This is a genomic window from Helicobacter sp. 12S02634-8, assembly GCF_002272865.1.
Lineage (GTDB): Bacteria > Campylobacterota > Campylobacteria > Campylobacterales > Helicobacteraceae > Helicobacter_J.
In genome coordinates, this window is sequence record NZ_MLAP01000009.1 from 1 (window position 1) to 19,384 (window position 19,384).

The 19,384-nt window shown below is 41.7% G+C and carries 24 protein-coding genes; 12 read left to right on the forward strand and 12 right to left on the reverse strand.

Features of this window, described 5'->3' with window-relative positions; genetic code table 11:
- On the forward strand, positions 1-518 hold a 518-nt coding region (locus tag BKH46_RS09680; RefSeq protein ID WP_216358708.1), incomplete at its 5' end, for a hypothetical protein.
- Between the two features lie 125 nt (positions 519-643).
- Here the strand turns inward: BKH46_RS09680 and mrdA are convergent.
- The 11 genes from mrdA to BKH46_RS06540 form a co-directional block, all read right to left on the reverse strand.
- Positions 644-2,434 carry a penicillin-binding protein 2 gene (gene mrdA, locus BKH46_RS06490; protein WP_095226028.1) on the reverse strand — a complete coding sequence of 597 codons (1,791 nt, stop codon included), beginning with the start codon at positions 2,432-2,434 and terminating at the stop codon, positions 644-646.
- The gene (locus BKH46_RS06495) at positions 2,409-2,900 is read right to left on the reverse strand and encodes a hypothetical protein (protein WP_095226029.1); all 492 of its coding nucleotides are present in this window, start codon (positions 2,898-2,900) and stop codon (positions 2,409-2,411) included. The genes mrdA and BKH46_RS06495 overlap by 26 nt, the downstream gene beginning before the upstream one ends.
- Entirely contained in the window at positions 2,849-3,316 is a 468-nt protein-coding gene (locus tag BKH46_RS06500) for an N-acetyltransferase (RefSeq protein ID WP_095226030.1), read from the reverse strand. Before BKH46_RS06500 ends, BKH46_RS06495 begins: the two co-directional genes overlap by 52 nt.
- On the reverse strand, positions 3,276-3,929 hold the full coding sequence (yihA, locus tag BKH46_RS06505) for a ribosome biogenesis GTP-binding protein YihA/YsxC (protein WP_095226120.1): 654 nt from the start codon (positions 3,927-3,929) through the stop codon (positions 3,276-3,278). Before yihA ends, BKH46_RS06500 begins: the two co-directional genes overlap by 41 nt.
- 23 nt (positions 3,930-3,952) lie before the next feature.
- Positions 3,953-4,531 carry a lipopolysaccharide transport periplasmic protein LptA gene (gene lptA, locus BKH46_RS06510; protein WP_095226031.1) on the reverse strand — a complete coding sequence of 193 codons (579 nt, stop codon included), beginning with the start codon at positions 4,529-4,531 and terminating at the stop codon, positions 3,953-3,955.
- Positions 4,528-5,154, reverse strand: a complete 627-nt coding sequence (locus tag BKH46_RS06515) for a hypothetical protein (protein ID WP_095226032.1) — start codon at positions 5,152-5,154, stop codon at positions 4,528-4,530. The genes lptA and BKH46_RS06515 overlap by 4 nt, the downstream gene beginning before the upstream one ends.
- Positions 5,129-5,623: a 3-deoxy-D-manno-octulosonate 8-phosphate phosphatase gene (locus BKH46_RS06520; protein WP_095226033.1), complete on the reverse strand. Its 495-nt coding sequence runs from the start codon at positions 5,621-5,623 to the stop codon at positions 5,129-5,131. Before BKH46_RS06520 ends, BKH46_RS06515 begins: the two co-directional genes overlap by 26 nt.
- Positions 5,620-6,204: an imidazoleglycerol-phosphate dehydratase HisB gene (gene hisB, locus BKH46_RS06525; RefSeq protein ID WP_095226034.1), complete on the reverse strand. Its 585-nt coding sequence runs from the start codon at positions 6,202-6,204 to the stop codon at positions 5,620-5,622. The genes BKH46_RS06520 and hisB overlap by 4 nt, the downstream gene beginning before the upstream one ends.
- 4 nt (positions 6,205-6,208) lie before the next feature.
- Positions 6,209-7,174, reverse strand: a complete 966-nt coding sequence (locus BKH46_RS06530; protein ID WP_343286596.1) for a septal ring lytic transglycosylase RlpA family protein — start codon at positions 7,172-7,174, stop codon at positions 6,209-6,211.
- The gene (locus tag BKH46_RS06535; protein WP_095226035.1) at positions 7,171-8,286 is read right to left on the reverse strand and encodes a lytic transglycosylase domain-containing protein; all 1,116 of its coding nucleotides are present in this window, start codon (positions 8,284-8,286) and stop codon (positions 7,171-7,173) included. The genes BKH46_RS06530 and BKH46_RS06535 overlap by 4 nt, the downstream gene beginning before the upstream one ends.
- 110 nt (positions 8,287-8,396) lie before the next feature.
- Entirely contained in the window at positions 8,397-9,167 is a 771-nt protein-coding gene (locus tag BKH46_RS06540) for a TatD family hydrolase (protein ID WP_095226036.1), read from the reverse strand.
- 130 nt (positions 9,168-9,297) lie between these two features.
- Here BKH46_RS06540 and ribE point away from each other — a divergent pair, with 130 nt between their 5' ends.
- The 7 genes from ribE to BKH46_RS06575 all read left to right on the forward strand — a co-directional run bounded on the left by ribE (position 9,298) and on the right by BKH46_RS06575 (position 14,753).
- On the forward strand, positions 9,298-9,918 hold the full coding sequence (ribE, locus tag BKH46_RS06545; protein ID WP_095226037.1) for a riboflavin synthase: 621 nt from the start codon (positions 9,298-9,300) through the stop codon (positions 9,916-9,918).
- Entirely contained in the window at positions 9,918-10,208 is a 291-nt protein-coding gene (locus BKH46_RS06550) for an EscU/YscU/HrcU family type III secretion system export apparatus switch protein (protein WP_095226038.1), read from the forward strand. The genes ribE and BKH46_RS06550 overlap by 1 nt, the downstream gene beginning before the upstream one ends.
- A 171-nt stretch (positions 10,209-10,379) precedes the next feature.
- On the forward strand, positions 10,380-11,387 hold the full coding sequence (locus tag BKH46_RS06555; RefSeq protein ID WP_095226122.1) for a methionine ABC transporter ATP-binding protein: 1,008 nt from the start codon (positions 10,380-10,382) through the stop codon (positions 11,385-11,387).
- A complete protein-coding gene (locus BKH46_RS06560) occupies positions 11,384-12,028 on the forward strand; it encodes a methionine ABC transporter permease (protein WP_095226039.1) in 645 nt (214 codons plus the stop codon). Before BKH46_RS06555 ends, BKH46_RS06560 begins: the two co-directional genes overlap by 4 nt.
- Before the next feature lie 10 nt (positions 12,029-12,038).
- On the forward strand, positions 12,039-12,809 hold the full coding sequence (locus BKH46_RS06565) for a MetQ/NlpA family ABC transporter substrate-binding protein (protein WP_095226040.1): 771 nt from the start codon (positions 12,039-12,041) through the stop codon (positions 12,807-12,809).
- Between the two features lie 25 nt (positions 12,810-12,834).
- Positions 12,835-13,599 (forward strand): MetQ/NlpA family ABC transporter substrate-binding protein, encoded by a 765-nt coding sequence (locus tag BKH46_RS06570; protein WP_095226041.1) that lies wholly within the window; start codon positions 12,835-12,837, stop codon positions 13,597-13,599.
- The gene (locus tag BKH46_RS06575; protein WP_095226042.1) at positions 13,599-14,753 is read left to right on the forward strand and encodes a DegT/DnrJ/EryC1/StrS family aminotransferase; all 1,155 of its coding nucleotides are present in this window, start codon (positions 13,599-13,601) and stop codon (positions 14,751-14,753) included. The genes BKH46_RS06570 and BKH46_RS06575 overlap by 1 nt, the downstream gene beginning before the upstream one ends.
- Before the next feature lie 286 nt (positions 14,754-15,039).
- Here BKH46_RS06575 and luxS read toward each other — a convergent pair whose 3' ends face one another.
- Complete coding sequence (luxS, locus tag BKH46_RS06580) at positions 15,040-15,537, reverse strand: S-ribosylhomocysteine lyase (protein ID WP_095226043.1); 498 nt, start codon at positions 15,535-15,537, stop codon at positions 15,040-15,042.
- A gap of 91 nt (positions 15,538-15,628) precedes the next feature.
- On the opposite strand from luxS, the gene BKH46_RS06585 reads away from it, so the two are divergent.
- The 4 genes from BKH46_RS06585 to BKH46_RS06595 all read left to right on the forward strand — a co-directional run bounded on the left by BKH46_RS06585 (position 15,629) and on the right by BKH46_RS06595 (position 19,384).
- On the forward strand, positions 15,629-16,186 hold the full coding sequence (locus BKH46_RS06585) for a hypothetical protein (protein WP_095226044.1): 558 nt from the start codon (positions 15,629-15,631) through the stop codon (positions 16,184-16,186).
- Positions 16,183-16,335: a hypothetical protein gene (locus BKH46_RS09500; RefSeq protein ID WP_172402587.1), complete on the forward strand. Its 153-nt coding sequence runs from the start codon at positions 16,183-16,185 to the stop codon at positions 16,333-16,335. Before BKH46_RS06585 ends, BKH46_RS09500 begins: the two co-directional genes overlap by 4 nt.
- An 84-nt stretch (positions 16,336-16,419) precedes the next feature.
- A complete protein-coding gene (locus BKH46_RS06590) occupies positions 16,420-16,923 on the forward strand; it encodes a ferritin (protein ID WP_095226045.1) in 504 nt (167 codons plus the stop codon).
- Between the two features lie 373 nt (positions 16,924-17,296).
- A complete protein-coding gene (locus tag BKH46_RS06595) occupies positions 17,297-19,384 on the forward strand; it encodes an RNA degradosome polyphosphate kinase (protein ID WP_095226046.1) in 2,088 nt (695 codons plus the stop codon).

Here is a 19,384-nt window from a genome sequence, read left to right on the forward strand (position 1 = left end):
AAGAAGCAGGGGATTTTATCAACGACAACACAGACACAATCTTAAGATACATAGATATGACAATAGAGGCCAGCAAGCACATTGCTTTATTTGCCACAGCTTTTATCTTGGCTAAACCTGCGATATTGTTTGTTTCTTTTCAAAAAAAAGGGGGGGTATCTTCCCCTACCCCCTCCTTAACCCCGAAAAAACTCTTTTGGATTGCAAAATCCTTTTGCTTACGCATTAAGGGGCTAAAGGGAGCTGAGCTTAAAGCTTTGCACCTCCTAAATCCCCTTAAAAACCCCTTTACCCCTGCACGCAAAGGCGAAATACAAAAATGCAAGGATAGAAAACCTCGGATTGCTGTGTATTCGCTCGCCCTTGCGTGGTGCAAAAAGGCAGATTTAAGACTACAGAAGTGTAGTCGCTGGCTTTTTGCTAGCAAGGAAGTTGCGAGCTTCCCCTCCTTGTTTGCCGAAAAAAAGAGTTTTTTCGGGGTTAAGGAGGGGGTAGGGGTGGATAAACCCCTTTTTTGAAAGGAAATAAAAAGCATTTTTGAAAAAGCTTTCAAACTCTTAAGTATTATATCTATCCAAGGTCTTAAAATATCGCTCCAATCGCGACAAATAGGTAGCTTGAGGGGGTAGGGGGCTAGTGTTGTTTATTTCAAATACCCATAATCATAGAGTGCATTGGCCATTTTGACTAAAATCGGTCCTCCTTTGCCCCCACTCTGTCCGTGCTCAAGCAAGACGGTGATGACATATTTTGGGTTTTTATAAGGCACAAATCCCGTGATCCACGCATGCGATCGTCGGAAATATGCCATTTGGCTCTCTTTGACTCTGGTTTTGATTTCTTGAGGGATTTGTACAACTTGGGCAGTCCCTGTCTTGCAAGCAAGGGGGGCTTTAGAGCCGCGAGTACGGGAATAGGCTGTCCCTCCAGGCAGGCTGCACGCCTCATACATAGCCTTTTGGAGCACGGGGAGCTTGGATTTTTGGAAGTTGTTTAAAACATCTTGACTCACATAATCAGAGCTTTTATTGCCAAACATTTTAGCAAAATGGGGCGTGGGGAGCTTCCCTCCTGCGATGAGGGCTGTGTATCGCGCGATTTGCATGGGCGTGACCAAAAACGCCCCTTGCCCAATCGAGGTCACAACCGTATCACCCGTGTACCAAACTTTCCCATAGCGCTTCATTTTCCATTCAGGATCAGGGACAATGCCTATGAATTCATTGGGAATATCGATACCTGTTTTTTCCCCAAAGCCCATCTGCCGCAAGACATTTGCGATGTTGTTGATCCCAGCGTTTTGGGATAGCTTATAAAAATACACATCGACAGATTCTCTGATGGCTTTAAAAAGGTCTGATTTTCCGTGTCCTGTGGGCTTCCAATCACGAAATTTTCTGCCACCTAGCTCGATATAAGCTGGTGTATCGATTTTGGTGTTTTCATTGATACCTGCGTATTCTAAAAATGCGAGTGCCATACCCATTTTCACGACAGACCCAGGTGGATAGAGGGCGTTGACTAGCTTGTTGAGCAGGGGGTTATAGACATTTTCTCGCAAAGCGTTCCATTTTTCATAACTGATCCCGCCGACAAAATCATTGAGATTGTATTCTGGATAGCTCCCTGCTGCGATGATTTCACCACTTTGGATATCCATCACAATCACAGCACCCTCTTTGTCTTGGAATTCACTATCGGCGATTTTTTGGAGTCGCATATCTAGGCTCAAAATCAGGTCATTTTCAATCTCGGGCTTTTGTTCTTCTAAAATCTCAAGCTCTTGATTGAGGGCATTGACAGCTACAATGCGATAGCCGATTTGCCCTTGCAAAAAGGAGTTGTATTCTTTTTCTAAGCCTGTTTTGCCGATGATATTGGTGTATTTGCTTGTGGGGTCGTCTTTGATATCTGTGCGGTCAGCAGCCCCTACATAGCCGATGATATGGGAGCCAGAGGTGTTGTTGGGGTAGAGTCTTTTGGTGGCAGGCTCTATAGATATGTTGGGGTATTGAATAATTTGTGCATAGATTTTTTGTATCTGCGCATAAGGAATAAAGTTGATGACTTTGATGGGGGTGTGGTTGTAGAGGGAATCTTGTTTTTTATAGGTTTTAATGATTTCACTCGGATTGATATCGGGGAAAAAGCTCTGAATAATCCCCGCTTCTGTCTGCAAGTCTTTGTCTTTGAGCGAAGGGCTTAGCAAGATAGAAAATCCGACATCATTGATTGCTAAGGGCGTGTGGTTCCTGTCTAAAATCTGTCCTCTGGAGGGGATAAGGATTTCTTTTTTAATTGTGTTTCTTTGGGCGAGTTTTTCAAAGTATTGATGGGATTTGATGGTGAGGACAAAGATTTTAGTAATCAAAACAAGCCAAACAATGATAAAAAGGCTTAAGAGGATTTTATATCTGATATCTAATTTTTTCATAAATAATCCCTAAGCAAGACTCATAAAAGATATAGGCTATTAAAATCAGATTTAAATTCAAATCAAACCCTGCATCAAACATTCCAAACAAATACAACACGAAAAAATAAATGAAATAAATCAGTGGCACATAGACAAAAACAAAAAAGATATTTTCTTCAAAAAGCAATCGGAATTTTTTGACCACTAGCCAATTGGCTATGACAAATACAATGGGTAAAATCCCCGCAGGCTTGTTGTGATCGAGCTCAAAAAATATCAAACAAGCCACAATTGCAAGCACTTTGATCCATTGATTTTTTTTGCTTGCGTGGGCATAAAGGATAAAAAGCACTCCAATCATAGGGGGTAAAAATAAAAAAATATCGTTCAAGCAAGTATAAATACCAAAAGAAACCAAAAGCGTGAGTGCTTTTAGAGTTTCTTTAAAAGTGCTATTTCGTCGCAAATGGGGAAATGTTTGCATTTGATACAATCTGCCCAAATTTTATGATCGGGTAATGATGATTTTTCGATCACTTCAAAACCTAGCTTTTTAAACAAGCGCTCACGATAGGTCAAAACTAAAAATTCTTTAACACCCAAGGCCTCTCCCTCTTGGCATACCGAGCTAACAAGAGCACTCGCTATGCCTTGCCCTCGATAAGGCTCGCCCACAACCAAGCTTCTGACTTCTGCTAAAGAGGGCGAATAAATATGCAAGGCACAAAACCCCACAATCTTGCCATCAAGTTTGGCAACACAATAAGAACGGATAGAGTTTGCCATCTCTTCAGGGCTTCTAGGCAGTATCAGACCTTTTTGCACTTCTTTTTCTACTAAAGCACACATCAAAGCAATATCACTCAATATGGGTTTTTGTATCATCATCTCTGTTTGCATCTATCCCGAGCACTCCATTTAAAATCATTTCTTGGATCTTAGCTTTGCCACCAAATTTTTTATTTATCATTTTATCATTATTTGATACGACCACTCTGCCTTTTTGGTAGAAAATATGTTGTTGATTTTTGTTTAATTTGTCAAACTTTGTATAAACACTCAAAATCCTCTGATCGGGGCGCGCTATGGAGTGCAAGAGATTTTGGAGGGTGGTGTCTGCTTGCAAGTTGGTGTGCCTTGCGTCGATGAGATGGACAAAGAGCTTGATAGAAATGCGTTGGTGTAAAAACTCCCAGAGGTGGTGTTCCCAATGCTTTTTTGTGGCTTTAGAAACTTTCGCATAGCCAAATCCAGGGAGGTCGATGAGCCTAAAAGTCGCTGTTTGCATAAAAGGTGCTTTCCTCTCCCAAATCGTGTGAAAAAAGTTAATCAACTGCGTTTTTCCCGGGGTTGAAGAGCTTTTGGCAAGGTTTTTTTCTAATAATAGATTGATGAAAGTGCTTTTGCCGACATTGCTTCTGCCTAAAAATACCACTTCCATCACATCAGGTGGGGGGCAAAAAGAGAGCTTGGTCGCAGAAGTCAAAAAGCTAGCTTCTTTGATACAAATCACCTTGTGGTCTTGCTCTTCTTCCTTCATGGCTTTTCCTTTGGGTTTGTATCTTTTTGTGGCTTATCGGTGGGATTTTGTTGGGTATTTTTTTCTGTATTTTTGGGCGTGGGGGTTGGGTGTGTTTTGTTGTTTTGCTCCATATCATCAAGGTTGAAGATAAATTTAGCGGGCTTATTTTTGCTTCCAATCACATTAGCATAGCCACTGTCATTATTGACAATGATTTCTTCGCCTCTGATAGTATTTGCCTTGCCTACTTCATTGACAACGGCATTTTCTAGCAATCTGTATTCGCCATTGGTTGCATTATAGATCAGTTTATCAGAGTGCCCTTGGATCTCCCGCCCATTTTCCATAAAAATATGGAACTTGACATTACCCATCGCTTCATAAGATTGGGGAGTTCTTTTCTTGTCTGTATAGATGATGACCTTATCGGCTTGGAGAGTGTCTTTGCCTTTTGTGATATGCACTTGCCCTTCTATGGTCGTGATCCCTTTGGTATCATCGCTAGAAAACTTATCAGCAGTGACTTCAAGCGTTTCTTTACCATAGACCACTAAGGCCATCAATACACAGAGCAAAAGGAGAGTTTTTTTCATTGGATACCCTCTTTTTGGATTCTTTGATTATTGGGATTTGCTGGGCGTTTGGAGCTTGCTTGCTTGTCTTGGGATTTTTGCCCATCAAGCGTGATTTCTGAAGTGATATCAATCGCACTGATGGTTTGGGTTTTTCTGTTATAGATAATATTTTTACCATCAAAGTTCCCCTCTAGCGCAGTGAGCATAAAATTTCCCTTGCCTTTGAAGGTTTCATTACGATAGTCATAGACCCCGCTCTCACTCCAAAAGCTCCCCCCATCACTTTTAGTATACACCACGCCCTTAGGGAATTCGTAAAGATCCCCTTTTCTGAGCACTTCTTGCCCACTGATGTATTCATAGATATTTTTTGCTTGGCTGTTATAGCGGCTTGCTAAAAACCCATACAACACCTCGTAATCACTGAATTGCACGGCCCTTGCACCCTCGATTTTCATATCAACAAAATTCTTATTGATTTGATACATATTGAATCCCATCAGCTCGATTTTAGGGATATTTTTCGTATCAGATATTTCAAGAGAGGTCTGGGGAGCGAAGAAAAAAAATGACGCAAAAGTAATGGCTAAAAGCACCAAGAAAAAATTCAATACACTATTGGTAGAGTTTAAGTATTTCATCTTTGAGCCCATCTCGCATTACAATATACTCAATCATCTCGCGCACTGCCCCCTTGCCCCCGGGCTTTTGGAGTATCACATCAGCAAAATCTTTCAGCCACAACGCCCCATCACTAGGCACAAAGCGCAAGCCACATTCTGCAAACATACCCAAGTCATTGAGATCATCACCGATACAAGCTATCTCACAAGCTTGCAAATCAAATTCTTTTTTGAGCTTGCAAGCGATTTCTCTTTTATCAGATATGCCCATATAAACAGATTCAACGCCGAGTTCTTTCATGCGATAAGTCACGATTTTAGAGTGCCGCCCTGAGATGACAGCTGCTTTTTTGCCTAGCTTTTTCCAAGCGACCAGCCCCAGCCCATCTTTGATATCAAATATCTTGCTCTCAAGCAAGTCTTGATTATAAATCAAGCCCCCATCTGTGAGTGTGCCATCGACATCTAATAAAATCAATTCAATCATAAAACCCCTTTTGTGCTAGGGATCCCAGCTCGTAGATTGGGCGATAATGCCCGACGCAAAGCGAGTGCAAAGGCTTTAAAAGTCGCTTCTATGATATGGTGGAGATTTTTGCCTCTTTTGAGATAAATATGCACGCAAAAGCCCGCATTAGCTGCTACTGCCTTGAAAAACTCCTCAACAAGCTCGATATCAAAATCTCCCACTTTCCCTCTGAAATCCCCATAACAGCTCATATCAAACACCAAAAAAGCGCGATTGCAAATATCAATATCGCACTCTACGCACGCCTCGTCCATCACCACAGCCCCATTGCCAAATCTCTCAATCCCAGAAACTGGATAAATCCCCTCTTTGAGTAGCTGCCCTAGCACGATACCACAATCTTCTATGCTATGGTGGTAGTCAATATGCGTATCCCCGATACAATCGATACATAAATCTATCCAAGAGTGCTTGCTGAAAGCCTCGAGCATATGGTCAAAAAACCCAATTTTAGTATCGATTTTCCCCACTCCATTTCCATAGATTTCTAATGAAGCTTTGATTTTTGTTTCTTTTGTGTTGCGTGTGATTGTTTGCATTGATTCACTCCCTGATGATAATACCGCTTAGATTCTTAGACTTCGCAAAGTCAAAAGCCTCATCTTCGCTTTTAAAGCCCTCGATAAACACTCGATAAATCGGCTCGCCATTGCTGGTTTGTTCTTTGATTGTAGCCCGATAAGTTTCTCCTATATTTTTTTGCATTTGTTCTTTGAGAGCATTTGCCCCTGCTTGTTTTTTAAACGCCCCTACTTGCAGTGAGAAATCCCCTCCTTCAACGCTACTTTTACTCTCGCCAATTTTGAACTCTTCTTTGAGAGTTTTGGAGCGATCCATATCTTTTGCTACAGAGTTTTCATAATCCTTAGAAATCACCCCGCCAAAGCCCAAGACCTCTAAACGCACTTTGGCTGTGCCTTTATCGACCATATCAATATCTCTAGCAGCAGCATTGGAGAGGTCGATGATACGCCCATCGACAAAAGGCCCTCTATCATTGATACGCACCACCGTGGTTTTGCCATTTTCTTTATTATAGACTTTCACCACCGTATTCATGGGCAAAATCTTGCTTGCAGCTGTGTGTGCGTGCATATTATAGACCTCGCCATTAGAAGTTTTCTTGCTATGGAAATTAGGACCATACCAGCTAGCGATCCCATCAAAGATTTCACCCACATCAACGCGTGTGGGGTAATACCACTTGCCTGCTATCTGATAAGGACGCATTGTAGCCCTTTGTATCGCAGCAGAATCCCGCATACCCTCAAGCATCGAAGGATCAGGGCTATTAAAAAGATCATTAGGGGCATTGCTTGAGCTAAAACCTTGTGTATCGCCATAGGATCGGTTGGTGTAGTTTGAAGTGTATTTTTTTGAGCGATACGCCCCTAAGGCTTCATAATCGCTAAATCCTCCCACACCGCCATTATAAACACTCTGTGGCGAGCAGCCCACAAACAGCCCTATGCTAAAGGCTAGCCCCCCTTTTAGCCATTGCCCACTCAATGCTTGACCTCATTTTGAGCTATCTTTTGATAGTCTTTTTTGATGATAGGCACGATGAGCTTTTGATTGATAGATAAAAAAGAATTTTTAAGGTTGTTGGTAGTTTTGAGCTCTGAAATACGAACTTTGTATTTTTTAGAAATAGAACTTAAAGTTTCACCTTGCTTGACGCGGTGGAGGACAAACATTTCATTAGGATCTGTATCGGCCTTAAAATTTTGCTTGAAATGGGCTAGCTTTTCATAAGGGATATAAACTGTGTATTCATTATAGCCAGGGGGCAAGAAGTTATAACGGAATTGTCGGTTATATTTTTTGAGATCTTCTAAGCGCATACCTGCACCCTCAGCGATATTTTCTAGCAAAGTCCCTGCCTTGATATGCACGCTAGCTAGAGTATTCATAGCCCCTCTGTTGAGGAGATATTCTCTGTCTTCGCTTTTAAGCCTGTCGATATTATTAAAAGCTACAGACATACTCAAAATCATGCGGATATAATTCCTTGTTTCTTTAGGGAGGTATTTTTTCTCATCATCTAAAAGCACATCAATATCTGTGCTCTTAGCTTCTTTTATCGCCTTTTGAAGACGCCCTATACCGCAGTTATAAGCCATTGCAGCCAGATACCATTGACCTGTGATTTTATACAAAAACTGCAGATACCTGATAGCAGCTTGCGTGCTTTTGATCGGATCGCGCCGTTCATCGATATAATCATTGATTGTAAGCCCTAACTGCTTGGCAGTCACAGGCATTAACTGCCAGATACCTGAAGCTTTTTTGGGACTATAGGCTTTGGTGGAGAATTCTGATTCTGCCATCGCTAAAAACAAAAATTCTTGAGGGATCCCTGCTTGCGCGATCATACTTTTGAGAATCGGGATAAATTCATAGCTGGCGTCAAATTTCTGTAAAAAATAATCCCATTTGGTTTCTGCACTGCCTAGTTTGAGGGAGTTTTTTGCTTTGAGTTTGGCTAAAAACACTCCACTCACCCCAAAGGAGTTCAAGATATTCTCGCTGAATCGGTCATAGACTAGGTTGTTTAAATCGGCTCGCAATACACTCGATAAGCACACACAAGACAACAAAGCCATCAGTTTCAATTTCATCTATTTTCCTAATACTTTTGTGAGAAACTCAAAAATATAAAAAACATAAGGGTTGATTCTACTTGAAAAATCCTTAAACACCAATCGCTTGATAAGAAAATTTTTCCCCATCAATGCCACCCAAACAATTCACAAGCATTTTGCGTCGTGATCTGAGAAATCTCATCAATACCCATATCAAGGACTTCGGATAGCTTTTGTGCAATGAGGGGGATATGCATGGGCTCATTGCGCTCTCCCCGATGGGGGTGGGGGGTCAAATAGGGCGCGTCTGTTTCGAGCAATAGCCTGTTTTTGGGGATTTTTGGCAAAATCTCAATGATTTTTTTAGCATTTTTAAAAGTCGCCACCCCACCGATCCCATAATAAAACCGATCCGATAAGCCCAGCAAAATACTATCTGCATTGAAGCAGTGCAAAACTCCCCGCAAGCCCTTATAGGAGCTTAAAATCTCAAAGGCATCTCCACTGGCCTCGCGGATATGGACAATCAGAGGTTTGTCAAATTTGAGTGCTAGCTCAATTTGTGCGATAAAAGCCTCTTTTTGTGCCTTTTTATAAGCTTCTCGTTTCGATTCTATCGGCAGTCTATAATAATCCAAGCCACACTCTCCCACGCCGACACATTGGGTATGGCTCAGTGCTTTTTGCAACATCAATAAATCAAACGCCTCTATATCATAAGGGTGGCAGCCGACTGCAAAGTAAATAAAAGGATATGTTTGGGCGATATCTATAGCTTTTGGGAGATCGTGGGGGTCTGCAGCGGGGATAATGATTTTTTGGACTCCTTTTGCATACGCACGCGCGATCACTCCAGTGAGATCGTCTTGATAGTTTTGATGGTCAAGATGGCAATGTGTATCGATAAAATAGCTCAAATTTTCCCTCTTTGTTGTTTGATGATTTTGGCATTGATATTTATGGTAGAATCCGTTTAAAACTTTAGTATTTTAGTAAAAAACTGCAGCATTTTGACAACAAATAAACTTTATCCCAAAAGGACTTGTTTTGTTTACTGGACTTGTGCGTGAGATTGCCAAAGTAGAGAAATTTCAAAACAACATTTTATATCTGCGTAGCTCTTATCGACCAACGCTAGGAGATAGTATCGCTGTCAATGGTGCTTGCTTGACAGTCATCAAGCTCACGCCAAGTGGTTTTGGGCTAGAACTCAGTAGCCACACACAAGAAAAAATCGCTTCAGAAAACTACAAACATCTTGTCCATATCGAGCCAGCTTTGCGGGCTGATTCACGCATTGATGGGCATTTTGTGCAAGGGCATATCGATGGGATAGGGACAATCCAATCCATCACCCCCCATAAAAATCAAATCGATTTTGTGATCCAGACTTCTCAAGATATTTTAAATCTCATCATTCCCCAAGGCTCTATCACGATAGAAGGTGTGAGTCTAACGATTGCAGAGATTTTCTCAAATAGCTTCAAGCTCACGATTATCCCTTATACTTTCAAACACACACTCTTCCACACCTATAAGCCCCAAAGGCGAGTCAATATCGAAACAGATGTGCTTGTAAGGAGCATTGCCCTATTACTCAAACAACGCGACAAGCAGCAAAACCTCCACTCTTGGGAGGCCATTGATTCCATGATTTTAGGTTATTAATGCCCTCCAAGCTCCCTAAAGCCATTGCCCTAGCATACCACGCCCAAGAAACCCCTATGGATAATGCCTCTAAAGTCGTTGCTTCAGGTGTGGGAGCGATGGCAAAACAAATCATTGCTAAAGCCAAAGAATTTGACATACCCATTTTTGCAAACCCTGCTTTAGCAAATTCTTTGATTCAAGTTCCCCTTGATAGTGCCATACCTAGTGAGCTTTATGCGAGTGTTGTAGAGATTTTTATCTGGCTCCAAGACGCTCAAGAAAATTCTGAACTCAGCAAACCTGATTAAAAGTCAAAGTTTGACCCCCACTGACTTTGGGATTAATGGGAATATTTGTAACAAATCGTAACAAATCGAGTAAAATTTTTATAAAAAATCATAAATACAAATCGTGTTTTAAAATTTTTGTATAAAATCCGAAGCAATGAATATCTCATATTTTATCTCAAGGAGTTTGCCATTATCACTTTGAAAAATATAACCAAAACCTATCCCAATGGGTTTTGTGCGATAAAAAATCTTAGTTTGGAAGTGCAAGCAGGGGATATCGTGGGGATTATCGGGTATTCAGGTGCGGGGAAATCCACTCTAATCCGAATCATCAATCGCCTAGAAGAGCCCACTAGCGGGCATATCATTGTCAATAACACCGATATGCTTGCCCTCAAAGGCAAAGCCCTCCAAAAAGTGCGCCAAAAAATCGGTATGATTTTCCAACATTTTAATTTGCTGAGCTCAAGAAATGTCTTTGGTAATGTCGCTTTTGCCCTTGAAATCGCAGGCTGGGAACGCCAAAAAATCGCCCAAAGGGTCAAAGAGCTGCTAGAATTAGTGGGTTTGAGCCAAAAGGCAGAGTTTTATCCCAGTCAGCTCAGTGGCGGGCAGAAGCAAAGAGTGGCTATCGCACGCGCTTTAGCCAACCACCCCCATATTCTCTTGTGTGATGAAGCTACAAGTGCCTTAGATACAAAGACCACGCAATCTATCTTAGAGCTTTTAAAAGATATCCAAAAAAAGCTCAATCTCACGATCGTGCTCATCACCCATCAGATAGAAGTTGTCAGAGAGATTTGCAACCAAATGTGCGTGATGAGCGATGGAGAGATTATCGAAAGAGGGCTTGTCCACGAGCTTTTTGCCAATCCTTTACACAAGGTCACCAAAGAGCTGATTTCTTATCTCCCTCCCTCAGATAGCAAGCATATTTTAGCCCATCTTAGCGATCATAGCCATGTGTATAAAATCATCTTTACAGGCAAAAATGCTAACCAACCTTTGATTTCAGATGTGATCAAACGATTTGATATCGATGCAAATATCCTCTCAGGCAATATCGAAGACCTAAGAACGCAGAGTGTGGCATATTTGGTTATCAAATTTGGCGGGGAGATAGACCAAATCATGGCCTCGATTGCTTATTTACAGCAAAAGGGCTTGACAATCGAGCCATTAGGGGGCGTGCAATGATTTTTGATATGATTTATGATTCGACTTTAGAAACACTTTATATGGTATTTTTTTCATGCGTTTTTGCTGTGCTGTTTGGACTGCCTCTAGGTGTGCTGCTCCAGATAACCAAACACGATGGTATTTTGCCCATGCCTGTGTGTAATAAAATCTTAGGTGGCGTGGTCAATACAGCGAGGTCTTTTCCGTTTATTATCCTTGTGATTTTATTGCTCCCACTCTCTAGGCTGCTGATTGGGACAAGTATCGGGAGCACTGCTGCGATTATCCCTCTTTCGATTTCAGCAATCCCATTTGTGGCTCGATTGTTTGAGGGGGCTTTGGCTGAAGTCTCTAAGGGCTTGATTGAAGCGAGCTTGAGTATGGGAGCAAATAAATCTGTGATAATCAAAATGATGATTGCAGAGAGTTTGCCTGCTTTAGTCAATGCCCTCATCATCACTGCAATTTCTCTCATCGGCTATTCAGCGATGGCAGGGGCTTTAGGAGCAGGTGGATTGGGGGATTTAGCCATTAGGATTGGCTATCAGACTTATCGCCCTGATGTGTTGTTTTATGCTTGTGTTACCATCATTATTTTGGTGCAGATTATCCAGACAAGTGGCGATCTCATCGTCAAAAGACTCCGCAAATACAAATAAAAGGAAAGCAATGAAAACCACTCAAATCATATTAGTTTTTTTAGCAACAGCCCTCAGTCTATCTGCAGGCACACTCAAAGTCGGTGCTACGCCCGTGCCAGCTGCTGAAATCCTAGAGTTTGCTAAGCCCATCTTAGCAAAAAAAGGCGTTCAGCTCATTGTCCAGAATTTTACAGATTATGTCACCCCTGATGTTTCTTTGAACGAGGGCTCTAGCGACGCTAACCTCTATCAGCACAAGCCCTTTTTAGAAAAAATGAACCACGATAGGCGATTCAAACTTGTGTCTATCGCACCTATTTATGTTGTGCCTTTGGGATTTTATTCTAAAAAATATAAAAATGTTGCTGATATCAAAGACCGCGCTATTATCGCAATGCCCAATGATCCCACAAACTATTCACGTGCACTGATTCTCTTGCACGATCACGGTATCATCAAGCTCAAAGACCCCACAAATATTGATTCCACCGAATTTGATATCATCGAGAATCCTAAAAAATTCAAATTCAAGCAAGTTGAAGCTGCTATGCTCCCAAAGGTTTTAGATGGTATTGACGCTGCTGTGATCAATGCGAATTATGCCTTGCAAGCAGGTATGAGTATCAAACAGGCATTTTTCCACGAAAATGGCAAGTCCATTTATACTAATGTCTTGGCCTCTAGGGAGGATAATCAAAACAATCCTGATATCACAACACTCAAAGAAGTGCTTTTAAGCCCAGAGGTCAAGCAGTTTATTTTGCAGAAGTATCACGGCGAGATTATCCCTGTGCCATAACCCCAAACCACAATAAAGGAAAAAAATGAAAAAACTTATTTTTGTATGCTTGATTGCATTGAGTGCTATGTATGCTGAAGTCTTAAAAGTCGGGGCGACTCCTATCCCGCACGCACAGATTTTAAAAGAGATTATTCCTGATTTGAAAAAAGAAGGGATTGATTTGCAAGTGGTCGAATTTACTGATTATGTAACGCCAAATCTTGCACTTGCTGATAAGTCTTTGGACGCAAATTTTATGCAGCACCAGCCGTATTTAGACCAGATCAATAAAGACAGGCATTTGCATTTAGTGAGTATTGCTAAGATCCATATCGAACCACTGGGATTTTATTCTAAAAAAATCAAATCAATTGGCGCACTCAAAAATGGTGCGACTATCGCTATACCTAATGACCCTAGCAATGGCGGGAGGGCTTTGATTTTGCTTGACAAACAAGGGCTGATTAAGCTCAAAGACCCAAGCAATCTCTATGCGACCGAATTTGATATCATCGCAAATCCCAAAAAACTCAAAATCAAATCCCTAGACGCTGCGATGTTGGCAAAATCGCTCGATGACCTTGATGGGGCTATCATCAATACCAACTATGCCCTCCAAGCAGGGCTCAAAACCAAAGACGCGCTTTTTAGCGAGGGGAAAGATTCACCTTATGCTAATATTTTGGTAGTCAGAGAGGGCGATGCGAATAAACCGAGTATTCTCAAACTCAAAAAAGCCCTCCAAAGCCAAAAAGTCAAGGATTTTATCCTCAAGACCTATCAGGGCGAAATTATTCCAGCGTTTTGATGGCAATGGAAGTCAGATTTTTAGACCTTCACGCACAATACAAGCAGCTCAAGCCCCAAATTGACGCACTTTTTGCAGATATTTTGCGCCAAGGCGTTTTTGTAGGAGGGGAGTGGGTTGGGACATTTGAATCCAATTTTGCAGCATTTACCCAGACGCAAGGCTGCGTGGGCGTGGGTAATGGCACAGATGCTTTAGAGATTGCACTCAAGGCTTTGGACTTGAAGCCAAAAAGTGAGATTATCTTGCCAGCAAATACATTTTTTGCCTCTTTGGAAGCTGTTTTAAATAGTGGGCACAAGGCAGTGCTGGTTGATTGCAACGCAGATTATCTTATTGATACAAACTCCTTGCAAGAAGCGCTCACACCCAATAGCGCAGCGATTATGCCCGTGCATTTATATGGCAGAGCGTGTGATATGGGGGCGATTATGGATATTGCGCGTCGTTATTCTCTGAAAGTGATTGAAGATTGCGCCCAAGCCCATGGCGCACAGAGTCTTTGGGAGGGGGAGCCTAGGAGCGTTGGGAGTATCGGTGATGTGGGGTGTTTTAGCTTTTATCCGGGGAAAAATCTCGGGGCATATGGCGATGGGGGAGGGATTGTGAGCAAAGACCCCAAGATAGTGCAAAAATGCCGATCTCTTGCCAACCACGGAATCCAAAACAATAAATATGACCATCGCTTGATTGGGAGGAATTCACGGCTTGATACTTTGCAAGCAGGGATTTTGAATATCAAACTCCAAGCCCTCAAAACTGCCAATGCCACGAGGGCTAAAATAGCCAAACTCTATGAGCAGGGCTTGAGTCAGTTTGATGGTATCAAAACTCCTGCTAGTGGGGGATTTATCGGTAATCATGTTTGGCATCTTTATGTGATTTGTCTTGTGCGGGGTTGGGAGGGGAAAAGAGATATCGTGATGGAATATCTGCAAAAAAATGGTATCCAATGCCTCACCCATTACCCCAAAGACCTCAGCAGCCTAGAAGTTGTCGCCTCACACCCTGATTGCAGGATTTTTGCTAACACCAATGCAGTAAAATACGCCCAAAATATCATCAGCTTGCCCATGGGCGAGCATATCACACAAGACCATATCCAATATATTTGCGAGAAATTTGGCGCACTCCAAAAGCTAGAGCATATTTAGAATATCTGTAAGTGATAGGGGGGTCAAATGCTAGCTGGACTTATATTTTCAAAACAAGCCCTAAAAATTAATAGGTCAGTGGATTTGTGAGCCTTGATGGTTTTATAATTATCTTATCATTATTCTGCAATTACCCCATAATCGCCCTGCCACCCTCTCACTTTACTACACCTCGCCACGCCCCGCCACGCCCTGCAAAAAAAGGAGGAGGGAGGGAGAGGCTAAAGGGATTTAGCAGAGGTTTGGAGGAGGGCAATCAAATCAAGGGCTAAAAGGGCAAAAGGGATTATTTGAAATCTTTTAAAAGCAAGCTTTGAGTATCCATCACGCCCACACCTCTATCAAGGATATTTCTAGCAATATCTTGGGCTTCCTTCAAAGAGTGCATTTTAGCTGTGCCGCATTGATAGATATTGAGCTCAGGGATAGCGCTTTCGTCTTTGACTTTTAAAATATCTCGCATACTCGCCTCCCAAGCATCCCGCACCTCATAAGAATCAGGCTGACCGATGACACTCATATAAAATCCTGTCCGACAGCCCATGGGAGAAATATCAATGATTTCTACTTTGGAGTTGTTGAGATTATCGCGCATAAAGCCCGCAAACAAATGTTCTAAGGTATGGATACCTTTTTCGCTCAAAATCTCTTGATTGGGCTTGCAAAACCGCAGATCAAATACAGAGATTTTATCTCCTTTTGGGGTTTCCATACTCTTTGCAAGCCTTACAGCAGGGGCAGGCATAATGGTGTGATCTACTTTAAAACTATCCAATAAAGGCATGAGTGACTCCTTAAATTTATATAATCCCTCCATTATATCCCAAGTTAAGATATAATAGAAAAACTAAAACCCCTAAAGATAAGGAAAAAGTATGAAAATAAAGAAAAATGCAAGATATTCTTTTTGGATCACAGCTGTTGCTTCAGTCTTATTTCTCTATGGCTGCTCCCAGCCACCAAGCCCGCAAATTGCCACTGCGAGCCAAAAATGTGCCACTCCATTGGGTAAAATCCATATCAGTGCGATCGAGTCAGGACAAAATGACCTTGATATCAGCCCTGAATTCATCAAATCTCTTTTAGAACAAAGCGTTCAAGACAATTGCTTAGAGCTCACCAACACCCCTGATACAAATACCTATGAAACGACCATCAATTACAGCACTTCTTTAAAAAGCTTCTCTGATGAGAAAATCGCTAGCGCAGAGGTAAAAAACACGATTGGGGCTAACATTAGCTTTGTGCTTAAAAGCCCGAGTGTCACAAAAACCTTTGAGGGCAAGAGTGCGATGGAGATTGGGGGTAAGAAGATTTTAAGTATCGGGCAAGACGCTTCTGTCACCCAAGCTGACAAAGACCAAATCATGGCCCAAGCCTTTGGGGCAGCCTATCAATCAGCGCTCAGTAGCTTCAAACCAGAGGCAAAATGAAAATTCTTTTGACTCTCCTCCCCCTCTTGCTGCTCTCTTGCGCCTCAAAGCCCCAAGCAAGCGGGAGTTTCACAACTATCCAATGCGATATGGTCTGTAAAGGAGAGCAATGTTATCAAAAATGCACAGGTCTCCAAACGACACAATAATTTTTCTTCATTTACTTTTTGATTCTCATTTATGCTACAATTATGATACAATTATGATACAAAATTAATTTTAAAGGAAATGTTATGTTATCAAAAGAAGTAGTCAAATTGTTGAATTCTCAGATTGAAAAAGAGATGTTTTCGGCAAATCTTTATTTGAGTATGAGTTCTTGGTGCTATGAAAATAGCTTTGATGGTTCGGGATTGTTTTTGTTCGATCACGCTGAAGAAGAGAGCGATCACGCTAAACGCATTATCACTTATCTGAACGAAACAGATTCTCATGTTGAGTTGGTTAAAATCGATGCGCCAGAGAGCAAATTCACAAGCTTGCTAGATATTTTTGAGAAGACTTATGCACACGAAAAAACCATCACTCTCTCTATCAATGAGCTTGTAGATCATATGCTTGAGCATAAAGATTATCCCACATTTAACTTCTTGCAATGGTATGTCAAAGAGCAGCACGAAGAAGAAGCGCTTTTCAGAGGAATTGTCGATAAAGTCCGCTTGATTGGGGATAATGGCAATGGCTTGTATCTTGCAGACCAATACATCAAAAACCTTGCCCTCTCAAGAAAAAAATAACTTGACTTGATTTTGATGCCTTTTTATGGGGCGTCAAACCCCTCTTTTAGCCTTTTATAGATTGGCGTGAGATGGATTGCTTTTGTTGGTTGTATCCATACACACCCTCTATTTCCTCTATTCATATGTTTATATACTCATACTACTTGCCCCCATATCTATTCACCCTCCCCATATTAATCACCCCAAAAAACCTCCTATCAAGCTATTGAGTTCGTATTAAATTTTATTGCAAGGCTCACATAGGGCTCAATGTAGGGCTTAGTGTTTGTGGTATTTTGTCTTTTGAGTGACTTTTGATTGGATTCTATGGTATTTTTATAGGGATAATTTAGATAAAATGATTTATATCCTGAATTTTAGAGGAGCGGGTATGGATTTTTGTGATTCTAAGATGTTTTTCAATCGCGAGCTTTCTTGGCTTCGTTTCAACACAAGAGTGCTCAATGAAGCTTATAATGAGACTTTGCCCTTATTGGATCGATTGAAATTTTTGGCAATTTATGGCACTAATCTTGATGAATTTTATATGATTCGTGTAGCGGGCTTGCGGCGCTTGTATGCAAGCGGTATTGCTGAGATTGGCTCAGATAAGCTCACGCCCTTAGAGCAGCTATCCCATATCAGGGATTATTTGCATCAAGAGCAAAAAAGTATCGAAACACTTTTCCATCAGATCAAATCCCAGCTCTCCCAAGCAGGGCTTTTTATCAAAAATTTCAATGAATTGGATAAAAGCAAAAAAATAGGTATCAAGGATTATTTTCAAAATTATCTCTACCCCATCATTGTCCCTATTGTGATTGATTCTACTCACCCTTTCCCCCATCTGAATAATCTGAGCTTTGGGATTGCCCTCAAGCTTAGGAGTGAAGAAAATGGCGAAATCAAATATGGAATGATCCGTATCCCTAGAGTTCTGAAGCGATTTGTAGAGGTCGAAAAGGGAGTGTTTGTCTTGGTGGAAACGATTGTAGGGGAGTTTGCAGGAGATTTGTTTGAGGGGTATGAGCTTGTGAGTTATCTACCTTTTAGAGTCACGCGCAATGCAGATATTGAGATTGAAGAAGATGAGGCTGATGATTTCATTGAGCTGATGAGTGAGGGGTTAAAGGCGAGGAAAAAAGGCGAGATTGTAAGGCTTGAAGTGGGGGTAGGGGATAGCAGTTTGATTGAATTTGTCAAAAAGCAAATCATCGTAGCCAAAGAAGATGTTTATACCAATGATATGCCTTTGAATATGGGGACTTTTTGGGAGCTTGCCTTGTGTAAAGACTTTGCCCATCTCTCCACCCCGCCCTTGCACCCGCGGATTCTCCCGCCGCTTGATTGCGGGGCGTGTATTTTTGATGTGATTGACAAGCAAGATGTAATGCTTTTCCACCCTTATGAGAGCTTTGATTCAGTGGTGCAGTTTATCCAAAGTGCGACTAAAGACCCTGATGTGCTCTCTATCCGCATGACACTCTATCGTGCAGGCAAAAATTCACCCATCATCAAAGCCCTGACTGAAGCGGCCGAAAACAAGCAAGTTACCGTGCTCGTAGAGCTCAAGGCGCGATTTGATGAAGAAAATAATTTGCATTGGGCAAAGGCGCTAGAATCAGCAGGGGCACATGTGATTTATGGCGTGCCAGGGCTTAAAGTGCACGCAAAGGTTGCTTTAGTGATCAAGCAATCAGGCGATAAGCTCAAAGAATATGTCCATCTCAGCACGGGGAATTATAATAGCGCCTCGGCTAAGATTTATACAGATGTGAGCTTATTCACTTCAAATAAAAATATCGCCAATGATGTCATCAAGCTTTTCCACTCCCTCTCTACAGGCACTTCATATAAAACAGAGCTCAATGCCCTCTGTGTCGCACCTGCTCAAATCAAGCCCAAACTCATCGCCCTCATCGAGCAAGAAATCAAGCAAGGTGCGCGCGGTCGGATTATTTTAAAAGCAAATGCGTTGGTGGATACTGATATTATCTCTTGGCTTTATAAGGCTTCTCAAGCAGGGGTCAAGATTGATTTATTGATCCGTGGGATTTGTTGCTTGAAGCCCTCTCTTAAGGGAGTGAGTGAAAATATTCGTGTGTTTTCAATCGTGGGTAAATACCTTGAACACGCTAGGATTTATTATTTTGCCCACGCCTTGCCTCAAGTGTATTTTTCTAGCGCTGATTTGATGCCTAGAAATCTTGAACGTAGGGTGGAGTTACTCATACCAGCGACTTCTGAAGCCATTGCCCAAAGACTCATAGAGATTTTAGAGCTGCAATTGAGCGATAATGTCCAAATGTATGCGCTTGGTGCAGATGGCGAGTATGCTAAGGTGGTTTCTAAAGACAAGCCGATGAGTTCGCAGATATTTTATGAAGGCTATGTCAATGGAATCTATAATGCAAGCAAGAGCGAGCAAGAGCATTACAAGGCTAAAAAGCTTTTAGAAAGAATGATTGGAGAGTCCTAA